Genomic DNA, 14,488 nt, shown 5'->3' with positions numbered 1-14,488 from the left:
TTTCATGAACATTATTTCTTCATTAATGTCACTTGGTAAAGGATAGTGCTTTGTTGACTACTCTGCGCTAGCAACAAACAACTGCTTACCGTGAAGCTTAAAGTCGTTGATTAGCTTTTGACCTTTCGGGTTCACCAACCAATCACTGAAAACTTTCGCTGCTTGGTAGTTGATGCTTGGGTAACGTTCTGGGTTCACCAAAATAACTTGGTAAGGGTTGAAAAGGTTTTTGTCGCCTTGGAACAACACTTTAAGATCAAGTTTGTTTTGATAAGCCAACCAAGTTCCGCGGTCTGTCATGGTATAGCCTTGCATCTCTGATGCCATGTTTAGGGTAGGCCCCATACCTTGACCAACGCTGCGATAACCACCGAAGTTGGGTTCCATTTTAGTTTGAGCCCAAATACCCATCTCTTTTTTGTGAGTACCTGAATCGTCGCCACGAGAAACAAAAGTAACGTTGTTTTCTGCAATGGCTTCGAATACTTCAGCGACGTTTTCTTGAGACGCAACCTTAGCAGGATCCGTTTGAGGGCCAACGATAACAAAATCGTTGTACATCAGCTTGCGAGGTAGAACACCGTAGCCTTTTTCAACGAAGTTCGCTTCGGCCTTAGGAGCGTGCGTCATCACAAGATCAACATCACCATTTTCGCCCATGCGAAGTGATTTGCCTGTACCTGCAGCGAGTACGTCGACTTTGATACCAGAATCCTTTTCAAATTCAGGTAATAAGTAATCGAGCAAACCAGAATGATAAGTACTTGTCGTGGTTGCAAGTTTGATATGAGTGGTGTCTTCTGCGCTGCTAGCCGTGTAACTGACGATAGATAGAGCTGCAAGGGTTAAGGGAATTGCTTTCATTATTATTATGTCCATTCTGTTATAAATGAATGACATGCCTTCAGTATAAAGGGCTCAAAGAAGGTCATGTACATAAGATGCTAATTGTTGTAATTAGAAATCATCACCTTACAAGCAAGCTTGATGCCAATAAATCATGCATCAGATTTCATTAAATTACTGTTATTTCGGACTAAGTTGCGCCATTTGACGCGAAAAATTGAACCAAAACATGAGCTAGGACAAAATGTCGCATATTGCCCCTGTAGCACAAAAGGTTAATTGGTACACTCTGTCCCAACTTTCACTGTGGGCTTATCAATATGTCTTTACCTAGTTCAACTGCATCTAATCTCAACCCAAACACATTGACTCAATATCAAGCATTTTCTGTCTTGGTGGTCGACGATGAAATTGGCATGCAGGCCATTTTGAAAAAAGCACTAGGTAAGTTCTTTGGTAAGGTCTCAAGTGCGGGTTCTGTAGAAGAGGCTGAGGTCCTCCGTTGCAATGAGCATTTTGATCTGATCGTTCTCGATATTAATCTTCCAGGTCGTTCTGGTATTGAGTGGGAAGAAGCCTTTAATGATGCAGATAAGCGTGCAGATGTCATTTTCATGACTGGTTACGCCGATCTAGAGATGACCATATCAGCGCTTAAGCTTGGCGCTTCTGATTTCATTCTAAAGCCGTTCAATTTGGAGCAGATGATACAAGCCGTACTTCGCTGCATGGATAAGCGCTTAGACCAACGAATGCAATATGCGCTAAAGCGAGATGTTAGCCGTCATATTAAAACCGAATTGATCGGTAATTCAGACAAAACCAAACAGCTTAAACAACTTATTAGTCAGTTTGCGCCATCAAGAGCCTCAGTGCTTATCGAAGGTGAATCCGGAACAGGTAAGGAACTGGTCGCGCGTGGTGTACATGAAGCCAGCAAACGTACGGGGCCATTTGTACCGATTAACTGCGGCGCGATTGCACCAGAGCTTTTAGAAAGTGAGTTGTTTGGTCATACATCAGGTGCATTTACTGGCGCGAAAAAAAATAGAGAGGGTCTCTTTAGAGTCGCAAGTGGTGGCACACTGTTCCTTGACGAAATAGGTGAGATGCCATTACCAATGCAAGCAGCTTTATTACGAGTTTTAGAGCAACGTACGATTCGTCCTGTCGGCAGCGAGAAAGAGATCGCCGTCGACGTTCGAGTTGTCGCTGCGACCAACCGAAACTTACAGGATGAGGTCGACAAAGGACATTTTCGCCGTGATCTCTTCTATCGACTCAATGTACTTAAGATAGATGTTGTTCCTCTTAGAGAACGTCCATCTGATTTGATTGAGCTTGTTCCGTACTTTACACGTTTATTATCAAGTGAACTTGGTATGCCTGTCCCTAATTGGGCGCATGAAGATATCTTGGCAATGAACGCGTACGAATGGCCGGGGAATATCCGTGAGCTTAAAAACTTAGTCGAACGATGCATTCTATTAGACAAGCCACCAGCTCACTATTGGCGTGAGATTAACGGTGATCCAGCACCAACGAGTATATCAGTGACGGTGTCACATGGGTCTGAAGTGCCTAACTTGGAAAACTATGACGCGGCAGAAGGGTATCCAAACAGTTGGACACTCAAAGAAGTGGAAAAAGCACATATTGAGCAACTAGTGAGTTTTCACGATGGCAACAAATCTGCTGCAGCGAGAGATCTCGGTGTTGCACGAAAAACGTTAGAACGTAAGTACAAAGATTGGAACACAGAAGGTTCTGAATATGCCGATTAGACGTCTTTGGTGGTCTAAGTGGACGTTCCGTTTCAAAACAATGGTACGTTATCGCTTATTGTTCCTGACATCCGCTCCGATTATCTTAACGCTCTGCGCATTGGTTGCCATTACCTTGTATTGGTCGGTTCATTATACGTGGCAGGGCGCGTTAATTGATGTCGATGAGCGTTTGGATGTCGCAGACAACAGTATTCATTTGATTCAAAGCCAACAAGCTTATAATGTTCAAGCGTTTGCTGAATCTTACAATTTCCGAGTAAAGCTCACCAGTAATGGTTCGAAAGAAGACTTCACTCGCTGGGTGTCAGAGAACAAGAAACGCTATAAGCTCGATTTTCTACGCTGGCGCAGTGTTGAGCAAATGGACAAAAAGCTTGAATACCTTGATCTTACGCACAAAGAGTCCTTTTTTAATGTGCTTACTCAAGATGAACTGAATGAACTCGATCGCAATCTAGCGAAACAAGCCGAAGTACCAATGCTCAACGGGCACGATGTCGAAACTCGAGGTTTGGTCAGTCGCACTGTTGTGTCAATTAGAGACAAACATGACCATGTAATTGGTTTTCTTGATGGCGGTATTTTACTCAATAATAGTACCCAATTAGTTGATCAGATCAGCAATCTGATATACCCACAACGCGATGGTTTTAATCGACGTATTGGTACCGTTACTGTATTTCTAGATGATCTTCGCGTTAGCACGAACGTTCCGCTAAGTAGCGAGGACAGTGCAGGACGCGCTATTGGTACTCGCGTCTCCAACGAAGTTCACACAAAAGTGCTCAATGAAGGCAAAGAGTGGCTTGACCGTGCATATGTTTACGATGCGTGGTACATCACCGCTTACCAGCCGATCCATGACCAATTCGACAACGTCATTGGCATGCTTTACACCGGTTATCTAATTTGGCCTCTCATACAAACTTATTTAACTAATCTTGGTGAAATAAGCATTACCATTGTATTGCTATTGCTAGCTTCGGGTTTGATCGTCCATCGTGGCGCGCGTGATCTTTTCAACCCAATTGAACGCATTCATAAAGTCGTCAAGCTTGTCCAAATGGGGCAAGACAAGCGAATTGGTACGCTAGGATTGGATGATCAACACGAACTGACACTGCTCGCTAAACAGTTTGACAAGATGTTGGATCTTCTACACGAGCGTAATCAAGAGATTCAACAAGCGGCGTCAGAATTGGAATGCAAAGTTCATTCTCGTACCGCGAGTTTGAAAGAGAAAACTGAAGAGCTTGAGCTTCACATTCAACTACTCAACCAAGCGAGAGATAAGCTGGTGGTCAATGAAAAGTTGGCAGCACTAGGCGAGTTAACCGCAGGAATTGCGCACGAGATTAATAACCCAACAGCCGTGATTTTAGGCAACGTAGAGTTGATGAAGTTTGAACTAGGAGATGACATTGGTCGAGTCAACGAAGAAGTCCAAGCTATCATGGAACAAATCGATCGAATTCGAAACATCACACGAAGCCTGCTTCAATACAGCCGACATGGCGGTGTTCAAGACGAAGTCACATGGCAACATATCAACCCGATAGTAGATGAGAGCATCACATTAGTGAAAACGGGCGCTAAGAAGAAAGGTATTGTTTATGTCTCTAACCTTAGTGCAAAAACATCTGTTGAAGTTAATCGAAATCAACTGCTACAGATCCTCGTGAACTTACAAATGAACGCGATTCATGCCATGGATGGGCAAGGTACATTGACGATTTCAAGTGAAGATTGGGTTGAAAATGGTGTGTCTCATGGCGCTATCGTTCATGTTAAAGATGAAGGCTGTGGTATTAAAGAAGAACAACTAAAACGTATTTTCTCGCCTTTTTATACCACCAAACGCGACGGTACAGGCTTAGGCTTATCAGTCTCTCAAAGTATCTTGAGTCAGACTGGTGGTGAAATCCGAGTTGAATCTGAGGTAGGCAAGGGAAGTTGCTTTAGTATCTACCTTCAACAAAAAGCAAAACCGCAATTGCTGGTGTCCAACCTCTAAACTAAATACCTGATCGAACCGTTACTTACGCTTAGATTCGATCCTCCGTTAGAGGTTACCTAATTAGACCTCTAACGTTCCTGGGCTTCTCTCTTTTTTCTGCCCAGGCACGCAAATCACGTCCTACTAATCTATCACAAGCCAAATCTCAACCTCTGCCTGTTTGACGAGCGCCTCTTTTTGATTATGTAACACAGTGTATATTCTTCAGTCTTGATGCATATCATCTGAACTGTATGAAATTTTGATACCTTGATCGAAAATTCATAATCAAAACAAATAATAAAGTCAGTCAGCTATGAAATTAAGTAACCTTTCTATCAAATCAAAACTCGTATCCATTGTCATCTTATCGGTTGTTCTCTTGGTAATGACGTCTACTTTTAATCTAATACAGCAGCGCGCGAGCTCCATGGAGGAACGGCAAAATAAGCTAAGTGCTCAAGTTGAAACTGCAGTCAGTTTGGCGAGCTACTATTACAGCCAACGTAACGTGCTTGGCGAAGCAGTCGCAAAAGAACAGGCTCTACGCGCAATCGAGACACTTCGCTATGACAGCACCAACTATTTCTGGATCTTAAATCAGCAGCTCAACATTATTAGCCACCCATTAAAGCCCGAACTGAACGATACGAATGCGGGCAACTTAAAAGATGGTGCGGGTAAACATCACTGGCGCGAAATGGTCACCATTTCTCGTTCTCCTGCGGAAAAAGGCTTTCTCGATTATCAATGGATGAGCCCTCAAGGTGAACTCAAAGACAAGATTTCATATGTACAATTATTTCCTGAATGGAACTGGGTGGTTGGCTCTGGAATATTAGTCGCAGACATACAAGAGGCATTTTACGCATTAGCAATCAAAGAAGGGCTGGTTGCCGTGGTGTTCTCAGTCCTTTTGTTTGCGATGGGTTATGCGATTTCCAATAATATTCTTGTACCACTCGACAAGCTTATCGGTAACACTCATAAAATTGCCGATGGCGATCTTCGTGTCCGCATGAACATGATGCGAAAAGATGAACTCGGCGATATGAGCCATCAGATCGATACCATGTTAGATAAACTTCAAAGTACGTTGCGAACCGCGAATGAGTCTGCCGACTTATCCAGCAATATGGCGAGCCACATAGCTCAAGCGAGTGAAGAAGCCGCAACCAGTGTTAACTCTCAACATGCACAACTTGAGTTATTGTCTACCGCGATGACAGAAATGAGTGCGACCATTTCTGATGTTGCCGTAAATGCCGAAAACACAGCAGAGAGCACCAATAAAGTGGTGGATCATGCGAATCAAAACGACCAAAACATGCAGGTGACCTCCAAAACGATATCTCAAGTTTCAGAAAACATTTCGACAGCGAATGACCTTGTGAGAGACCTACAATCCGGTGTGACTGAGATAAGCCAAGTGGTGAGTGTGATACGTGATGTATCCGAACAAACCAACTTATTGGCGCTAAATGCTGCGATTGAAGCGGCACGTGCTGGTGAACAAGGAAGAGGGTTTGCAGTGGTTGCAGATGAAGTTCGTAACCTTGCGAGTCGTACTCAAAATTCAACCAACGAAGTCCAACACACAATAGAGAAACTCACTCAGCAAGCAGAACGAACCTACAAAGCGATGCAAAGCAGTAATGAGAAGGTCGATCATAGTGTCGTCGCTTCCAATGACACGCGCCAACAACTTGATGTGATTGTTACTGAATTACATAACGCGAACGACATGGTGGCACAGATTGCTGCAGCCTCGGAGCAGCAGAGTGCGGTAGCAACAGAAATGAGTGAAAGTGTCACTGGCATTCATTTAGCCGCGAATGAAGTTCTACAAGCATCACAATCACTGGCAGAAGACAGTCAGAAAATGGCTAACACCACAGAGTACCTAACAGAACAGTTGAAATACTTTAAGGTATAAACCCAACAACTCTTACTCTTAGTCTTTCCGCACATAGAAACCTCATAAAAAAACACCTCCGCACTTGAGATAAGTTAGGAGGTGTTTTTGTTTATCGATAACGAGAAGGTTAATTCACTCTCCAAGCGTTAAACCGACTTCGATTAATGCGCAGCCACTGAAATTTTCGGAGGGTTGATATTGTGCTTTCTGAACTCCTTCATTACACGCAAAGTAATGTCGGTTTCAAACAACTTCTCATATGCGGTGTCCACTACGTAAGCTTTACAAGTTAGTTGTATCGCTAAGTAGTTATCCGTAATCGTCTGTTTTACTAAAACCGTGACCGGCTTAGGTAAATGAATATAGCGACTTGAAGAAGCCGCTTCTTGGATTAAGTCACGGGCTAGAGTGATGTCTTCATTCATTCCGACGTAAAACGGAATCACCACCTGCATATCCAACGCACCATAGTTACCACTGGTAGTGACTTCATTTAAGAACTTGTTGTTTGGAATTGTGATGATGTCATCATTCAAAGTTCTCATGCGCACAGAACGCAAACCAATCGTAATTATGTCGCCGTAATTACCTTCAAACGTGACGCGATCACCAACTTGAAAGGGTCTATCGATCATCACCGTGATACCCGCGATAAATGATGCTGCCAAGTCTTTAAGCGCAAAGCCTACTGAAACAGCAAGAGTACCCCCAATCAAAGCCAGTATTTGGTCGTTAATTCTAAAACTCATCATGAACACGATAAGACCCGTGCTTACGTAGATAAAGAACTGAGTAAACGACTGCAGTTTTTGTAGCAACATTCTATATTGCACAAACTGGCTACCAAAGCTGGTCACCAACGAATTGATGAACTTAAGCAACAGCCACATTGCTGCAATAACGATCATGGAGAAGAACACACCGCTCCATCGTACCAAGCTTGCAATCTTAGAGATGTTCTCTACGTTGGCTAACTCTTCCGTTGCATAGGTCGGAAAACTCACGGTAGTCGCTAAGCCAACAAGTAATAGGACAAATAACTTCTTCATTTCACTTCACCAATAAATGTTGACGGTCGAGAACGTTAGTAATGTGACGGAACCAGTGATCCGATATCTTAGCCTTGTCTTCATTCCAACCAATGTAACCGCGACTTTCGAAATAACGCAGAATCCCGGTAATCTCAGCAATACTCAACTGAGTACATTCAGACAGCACTTCTGGCGACGCGATTTCCAACTGCACGATAGAACGAAGCACAGCCAGCATAGGTTTAGGCATGTTTTCTAGCTCTTGAGCTTCTGGTACGTGGAACAAGCGTACCACGGCTTGATCTGTCTCTTTATTTCGATTCAGAGATAAACGGAAGAAGCGCAGGGCAACGGTAGGGTTACCATCGGAGTAATGCCATAGAATTCGATAAAACCCTTTACGAGCGCGTTCCTCTTCTGTCATGTCATCTTGATCCCACTGCTTAGGAACCACCAAGCCATCAAATGACAACGGCTTTTCTAACTCGTTGTTGATGCGACTCGTTAAAAGCTCACTCACTTGTTTTTCTGTCCAACGAGGAAGGAAGCAAACCAGGTCAAACAACAAGCGCTCACCACGAGCTCGATCAACAAAGCGCCAGCTTGATTTGGCAATCGACATGACTACACGGTGATTTTTTTTAGAACGACGAAGCAAGTTTGTTAGGCGGATAAGATCAGATAATCCGCCCACCATAGGCTTGACTAAGCGCTGTGCATTATCAATCGCAATAAGATAAGTGGTTTCGCTTTTACGTAGATGCGCCAAAATCTGAATCTCGGTGGCTTCCTCATCCAAACCAATACTCACTGCTAGATGGGCTAGGAACTCTTGGTACCCCGCATATGGGCAGCTTACGTAGACTGGCTCGGCATTTGACACCTTGTGCAGCAGGGTATAAAGCAGAGTCGTTGAGCCAACACCACGCTCGCCAGACACGATACAAATTGCAGGGCTATCTGACATGAGGTAGCGAGAAAGCTGTTTCACCTCGTCGCCGGCATAATCAATAAGCGTGCTGTCTATTGAACCCGGTAAAATGTATTCAAAGGTTTGGTCGCCTTTTATCCTCACTAAATTCTGTTGGTTCTTATCAAGGTCAGACTGTTTCGCCACTTCAATTCGAAACAAATAAGCTAAGGCTTGACTAAACAGAGTGTAGTTAGAAAGTAGAGCCATGATTCGATGCTGAAAGTTATAAACACTCAACCAAGCGATCCCCAGCGCTGTTGCAACAATATTAAGGAGAAAAGTGTCCTTACGGTTTACCGCCCAATTGACCCATACTGGTCGATCGGAGATGTGTTGTAATGTATCGAATACTTTTGCTCGCCATAATCGAAGAACTGAGATAGTAACCAACACAAACCAGAAAAACAGAACGCTGTATATCCAACTGTAGATCGTGCCTTTGCCCAGGGTTATGCTCGATATTTGCAGAATCACACCCGCAATAATGAAGCTCCACACATAACGGCGAATTGTTGATAGACGCAGAGCAATCACTTCTTGATTAGATGTGCGGCCTAAACGGTAAGCAAATTCGAGGATAAAGCTAATCGCAATCGAGCCACCAAGAATCCACCATGTGAAGATCTCAAGGAAAATCAGGTGTTGCAGGCTAGAGATGCTAGAAAGTACTCTCAATGAAAGTGTAATGGCAATTAGCCAAGCAATCGCTCGATCAGCGCGGCTGATATACCAAATCACGCGAACTAGGAAAGGAGGGTTCGTTTTCGCTTCAAGAAAGTTAATTCGAAACAACTCAATCAAGCGAGTGCTGTTGGCAAGCCACCACACTAAACCGAAGTAGATGAACAACACTTTTAACGACGCGCCAATCACAGGTACGGGCGAAATAAAGATATCGTTAACTAACGCCTTGAAGCTACGGATCTGAAAATAGACCAGATATTCAACGTTGAGCTTAGTCAGATCCCACTCTTGTTTAAACTGAGTTACCCCATAAGGGCCAAAACCTGTCAGGCGTTCTTTGTTTGCAGTGGTCGTCTGTTCAAGCAGGTGCTGCTTACTGACGTTCAAACTATTCAATGTCACGTAGCTTGACTCAACCGCAAACCACAAATCGACATTGTTGTTTTCTTTGTAGGCTAACAACTGCTGGTCAAATGTCGTGATTTGCTGATTTTGAACTCGAAGCACTTCAGCCAATAGAGTGTTGACTTTGCGTTTATCCAATTCATCCATAAACAAAGGATCGGGTAGGGCATTGATACGGTTGTCCAGAGCTTTGACTGCGTTCGATACCTGAGGTTGTGATTGTAAGTCATATTCCAAGTTGGCATGACTGGGCCAAGAGAGCATGGCTAATAAAAGCAATAAGAAGCGCGATAGTGAACGCATAAAAATCTCTTAGAATTATGAGGTTAGGATTACTATAGTTAGTTAATCTTGCTTTGTGAAATCTAACCACTTTTCGGGGGAGAGTACTTTATTCCTGTTTCTTTCATCATTGTCATGAAATTGTCAGGGGTTGGGCTAGTATTTGAGCAGTTAGCTATGTCGCTGGTTGCTAGTCTGAAAGCAGGTTCAACTGTAACAATGCGCCATGCGATATATTCAATTATCAGCATTACATCAGTCGTAATATAAAACCCAATAACGACTGGTGTTCGCTACTTTGTTTCTCTTGAAGAAAGACGTTTTTTCTCTGCAAAATAGAAAATCAAAAGTGTGAGTCAGCTCAAACTATGATTTGGCAAGGTTATCACTCACTTAATGGTCAGTAATTGCAATCAATACTTGCAGTTAAAGCCCTGAACAAGTAACGTTGCGGCGTTTTTCACATTAAAAAGGTAACGGCATTGATCTCCACAGCAAATATCACCCAACAATTCGGCGCTAAGCCACTTTTCGAAAATATTTCAGTTAAGTTCGGCGAAGGCAACCGCTACGGTCTAATCGGCGCGAATGGCTGTGGTAAATCGACATTCATGAAGATCCTATCAGGTGAACTTGAGCCGACTGCCGGTAACGTAAGCTACGATCCAAACGAGCGCGTTGCAAAACTAAACCAAGACCAATTCGCTTACGAAGAATTCACGGTAATCGACACGGTTATCATGGGTCACAAAGAGCTTTGGGCTATTAAACAAGAGCGTGACCGCATTTACTCTTTGCCAGAAATGAGCGAAGAAGACGGCATGAAAGTGGCTGACCTTGAAGTTCAGTTCGCTGAAATGGACGGCTATATGGCAGAAGCGAAAGCGGGTGAGCTTCTTCTTGCGGTAGGTATTGAAGAATCAATGCACTTCGGCCTGATGAGCGAAGTAGCACCGGGTTGGAAACTTCGTGTTCTATTGTCTCAAGTACTGTTTGCAGACCCGCATATCATGCTTCTTGACGAACCAACGAACAACTTGGACATGGACACGATCAAGTGGTTGGAAGATACGCTAAACCAACGTAACTGCACAATGATCATCATTTCGCACGACCGTCACTTCCTAAACTCTGTTTGTACACACATGGCTGACCTTGATTACGGCGAACTTCGTCTATTCCCAGGTAACTACGATGAGTACATGACGGCTGCGACTCAGGCTCGTGAGCGTCTACTGTCAGACAATGCTAAGAAGAAAGCACAAATCGCTGAACTTCAAACGTTCGTTTCTCGTTTCTCTGCTAACGCATCTAAAGCGAAACAAGCGACGTCTCGTGCTAAACAAATCGATAAAATTCAACTAGACGAAGTTAAAGCGTCTAGCCGTCAAAACCCATTTATCCGTTTCGAACAGTCAAAAGAGCTATTCCGTAACGCGCTTGTGGTTGAAAACCTATCCCAAGGTTTTGAAGAAGACCTATACAGCAAGTTCGATGCAATTTTCGAAGTTGGTGAGCGTGTTGCTATCATCGGTGAAAACGGTGTAGGTAAAACAACACTACTTAACACACTAGCTGGCGCTCTTGAGCCTCGCACTGGTGAGTACAAGTGGTCTGAAAACTCAAACATCGGTTACTACGCTCAAGATCATGCTCATGATTTCGAAGAAGACATGAACCTGTTTGATTGGATGAGTCAATGGCGCCAAGAAGGTGAAGACGAGCAGGTTGTTCGTGGTTTCCTAGGTCGTATGTTGTTTGGTCAAGATGACATTAAGAAATCTGTAAAGGTTATTTCTGGTGGTGAGCAAGGTCGTATGCTTCTTGGTAAGATTATGATGCATAAGCCAAACATCCTACTAATGGATGAACCAACAAACCACATGGATATGGAGTCTATCGAAGCGCTTAACTTGGCTCTTGAGAACTACAAAGGCACATTGTTCTTCGTATCTCACGACCGTGTATTTGTAGACTCGCTAGCGACCCGTGTTCTTGAAATCAAAGATGGCAAGATCAACGACTTCCGCGGTACATACGCTGAATTCTTGAAAGCTCGTGGCTAAGCATTAAGCTGACCTTAGTTTCCTACTCAGCAGGTGGGAAACTGAAGCTTTAACTAAGAAAACGCCGTCATACTGAAAAGCATGACGGCGTTTTTGTATCTATATATTGTGAGCCACTAACTCTTCACATCAGAATTTCACATTAAAAGCAGTTAGTGAATCACCAAGTCAAACTCACGCTTTTTGTCCGGGTGCTGATTGTTCACCTTTCACATCAAAATCGATCTTGTCTGCACCCGTGAACACTTGGAAACGCAGGCCTTTAGCGCGAGCAATCGTTGTGATGCCGAACTTTTGAGCCAAATCTAAGCCCATTTGCGTTACGCCAGAGCGTGATAGCAGAACAGGAATACCCATCTGCGCTACTTTGATGACCATTTCAGAGGTTAAACGACCTGTGGTATAGAAGATCTTGTCTTCACCTGACTCTTTGTTAAGCCACATCTCACCAGCTAAGGTATCAACGGCATTGTGTCGGCCAACATCTTCAACAAACGATAGAACCTTGTCATCTTTGCAAACCGCACAACCGTGCACCGCACCGGCTTTCTTGTAGGTATCGTTGTAATGAGTCAATGCTTCAAGCGCTGTATAGATTTCAGATTGCTTAATCTTGTTTTGAGGCACCTGGTAATCTTCCAACTGCTTCATTACGTTGCCATACATGGTGCCTTGACCACAGCCAGAGGTCACTGTTTTCTTCTTAAGCGCTTGCTCAAGTTGGCTCGTATCTTCTTTGGTAATAACCGCAGCAGAGCTGGTTTCCCAATCGATGATGATAGATTCAACCGCTTCGGGATCGGAAAGGAAGCTCTGGTTTTTCAAATAACCTAATACTAATGACTCAGGACGAGAGCCGAGTGTCATCAGGGTTACGATCTCTTTCCAGTTCAACATCACGGTAAGAGGGCGTTCGCAAGCGATCTGTTTAGTTAGTTTCTCACCATATTCGTCGAACACTTCAACTTCGATTGTCTGAAGTGGGTTTTCGCTGGTTTTTATTATGTTTGGTTTTACCACAATCACTTCCTACTTAATGAGATAGGTTTGTAACAAGGAGGTCTAGCACCGCTCTGTTAATTGATTCTTTAGTTCATACTTAAGCAAATCTCATTCCAAAATAACGGGGATTGATGGAAACATGAAGCATTAGATTAAAATAGCGCAAAATATGAGAGTTCATCGTGTGGAGTTGTATGAAACAACCGCTATCAACTAACGTTATAGTGACAACTTGATGGCGGACGCTATAGATACGCTCTCGCAATTAATCCATATTGGCGTGTTTATTGCTTTATGGGGTGTATATGATTGCGCACAGTACAAAATGTCCAAAGTGCATTCAGACCAAAGAAAATCAATTGGGTGAAGTATGTCTGAGACAAAAGAATTCAAAGAACAATATGAAAAAACTGAAGCAGCTTGGCCAATCGGTGTCCAAAGAATAGAGAAAGAGATCAAAACAGGTATCTGGGTAACCACGCAATGGGAATTGACGGGATTTGAACTGTCGCCAGAATACGATACCCAAGACGTTTGTTTGCTTCAATTACATAAAGACGAGCGTACAGACTACCGTTTCAACCTAAGCTCTCAGCAACCTAAGCTATTCTTAGTGATGGATAACGTCGATTCTGGTGTTAAGCCTGTGATTCAGTTACTTACGGCATCACAAACCGTTGCAGGGCAATACATGGACGGTGACAACCAAGTACTTTCATACGACATTCCGTTGCCTGTACAAGCTTGGATGGAAGCGTTTATCGGTCGTCATGGCGAGTTATTAGAAGCAAGACGTAAAAAACGCAAAGGCGCGGGTCGATCAAATGGCAACTAACTTTTTTAGTCGTTGGTCTCAACGAAAGCTTGATGAATCTACTGACGAGTCTCAGGAAACAGAACAAACGCTTGAGATAACTGAATCTTCTTCTGAGATTTCGTCAGGTCAGTCAAATGCATCCTCTGAGATCGAACAAGTCGATACTGAAGCTTCTACTGAAACGACGTTGTCATCAGCAGGCGCTGAAGAGGCGACTGATGTTCAAGGTTTAGCGCCAGAAGAAGACGTTTCTGTTGCTCAATTATTGGTTTCAGAAGCATCAGAAAGCGTAAAAAAAGCGGCGTTGCGTAAATTATTCCTCTCAGAAGAGTTCAACGTTCGTGATGGTTTAGATGATTACGACGATGATTACAGTAATTTGAAGTCTCTTTCTGAAGGGGTTGCAGAAACCTTGCGTGATTGGGTTAAAGATAAAACAGAAGAAGAAACTACGCTAGAAGAAGAGCAAGTCATTGATAATAAAGATGAGGGTGACGTTTTAGAAGGTACTGAAAGCGATCTTGAGGTCTCTGACAATGAACTTGAAACGTCAGAAAGTGCCGAAATAGCCGAAGAAGAAAAAGAACTGTATAAAAACACAGTTCCCGATATTGGCGCTGCAATATCAGACGAAGCTGACCTGAAAAAAATGGGACAAAATATACCACACAAAGAATAGGT

The 14,488-nt window shown here is 43.4% G+C and carries 10 protein-coding genes; 6 read left to right on the top strand and 4 right to left on the bottom strand.

What is annotated here, in order from left to right:
- Window positions 1–57 precede the first annotated feature (57 nt).
- Entirely contained in the window at window positions 58–864 is an 807-nt protein-coding gene (locus OCW38_RS07240; protein WP_010440894.1) for a substrate-binding domain-containing protein, read from the bottom strand.
- Window positions 865–1,166: 302 nt separating this feature from the next.
- Here OCW38_RS07240 and OCW38_RS07235 point away from each other — a divergent pair, with 302 nt between their 5' ends.
- From OCW38_RS07235 to OCW38_RS07225, 3 genes are all read left to right on the top strand, one after another.
- A complete protein-coding gene (locus OCW38_RS07235; protein ID WP_261895609.1) occupies window positions 1,167–2,630 on the top strand; it encodes a sigma-54-dependent transcriptional regulator in 1,464 nt (487 codons plus the stop codon).
- Window positions 2,620–4,647: a sensor histidine kinase gene (locus OCW38_RS07230; RefSeq protein ID WP_016784880.1), complete on the top strand. Its 2,028-nt coding sequence runs from the start codon at window positions 2,620–2,622 to the stop codon at window positions 4,645–4,647. Before OCW38_RS07235 ends, OCW38_RS07230 begins: the two co-directional genes overlap by 11 nt.
- Before the next feature lie 298 nt (window positions 4,648–4,945).
- Window positions 4,946–6,565, top strand: coding sequence for a methyl-accepting chemotaxis protein (locus OCW38_RS07225; protein ID WP_261895606.1), 1,620 nt, complete (start codon window positions 4,946–4,948; stop codon window positions 6,563–6,565).
- A 143-nt stretch (window positions 6,566–6,708) separates the two neighbouring features.
- Here OCW38_RS07225 and OCW38_RS07220 read toward each other — a convergent pair whose 3' ends face one another.
- Complete coding sequence (locus OCW38_RS07220; protein ID WP_010440875.1) at window positions 6,709–7,596, bottom strand: mechanosensitive ion channel family protein; 888 nt, start codon at window positions 7,594–7,596, stop codon at window positions 6,709–6,711.
- Window position 7,597: 1 nt separating this feature from the next.
- Complete coding sequence (locus OCW38_RS07215) at window positions 7,598–9,943, bottom strand: ATP-binding protein (RefSeq protein ID WP_102282680.1); 2,346 nt, start codon at window positions 9,941–9,943, stop codon at window positions 7,598–7,600.
- Window positions 9,944–10,404: 461 nt separating this feature from the next.
- Here OCW38_RS07215 and OCW38_RS07210 point away from each other — a divergent pair, with 461 nt between their 5' ends.
- On the top strand, window positions 10,405–11,988 hold the full coding sequence (locus OCW38_RS07210) for an ABC-F family ATPase (protein ID WP_010440871.1): 1,584 nt from the start codon (window positions 10,405–10,407) through the stop codon (window positions 11,986–11,988).
- Between the two features lie 174 nt (window positions 11,989–12,162).
- Here OCW38_RS07210 and fdhD read toward each other — a convergent pair whose 3' ends face one another.
- Window positions 12,163–13,008 carry a formate dehydrogenase accessory sulfurtransferase FdhD gene (fdhD, locus tag OCW38_RS07205; RefSeq protein ID WP_010440869.1) on the bottom strand — a complete coding sequence of 282 codons (846 nt, stop codon included), beginning with the start codon at window positions 13,006–13,008 and terminating at the stop codon, window positions 12,163–12,165.
- Window positions 13,009–13,360: 352 nt separating this feature from the next.
- On the opposite strand from fdhD, the gene OCW38_RS07200 reads away from it, so the two are divergent.
- The gene (locus OCW38_RS07200; protein WP_010440867.1) at window positions 13,361–13,825 is read left to right on the top strand and encodes a DUF3305 domain-containing protein; all 465 of its coding nucleotides are present in this window, start codon (window positions 13,361–13,363) and stop codon (window positions 13,823–13,825) included.
- Complete coding sequence (locus OCW38_RS07195; RefSeq protein WP_010440866.1) at window positions 13,815–14,486, top strand: DUF3306 domain-containing protein; 672 nt, start codon at window positions 13,815–13,817, stop codon at window positions 14,484–14,486. The genes OCW38_RS07200 and OCW38_RS07195 overlap by 11 nt, the downstream gene beginning before the upstream one ends.
- The last annotated feature ends 2 nt before the right edge of the window (window positions 14,487–14,488 follow it).

It is taken from the genome of Vibrio cyclitrophicus (assembly GCF_024347435.1).
GTDB classification, from domain to species: domain Bacteria; phylum Pseudomonadota; class Gammaproteobacteria; order Enterobacterales; family Vibrionaceae; genus Vibrio; species Vibrio cyclitrophicus.
The sequence above is the reverse complement of the archived record's forward strand: the minus strand, read 5'-3'. Positions and strand labels throughout refer to the sequence as shown.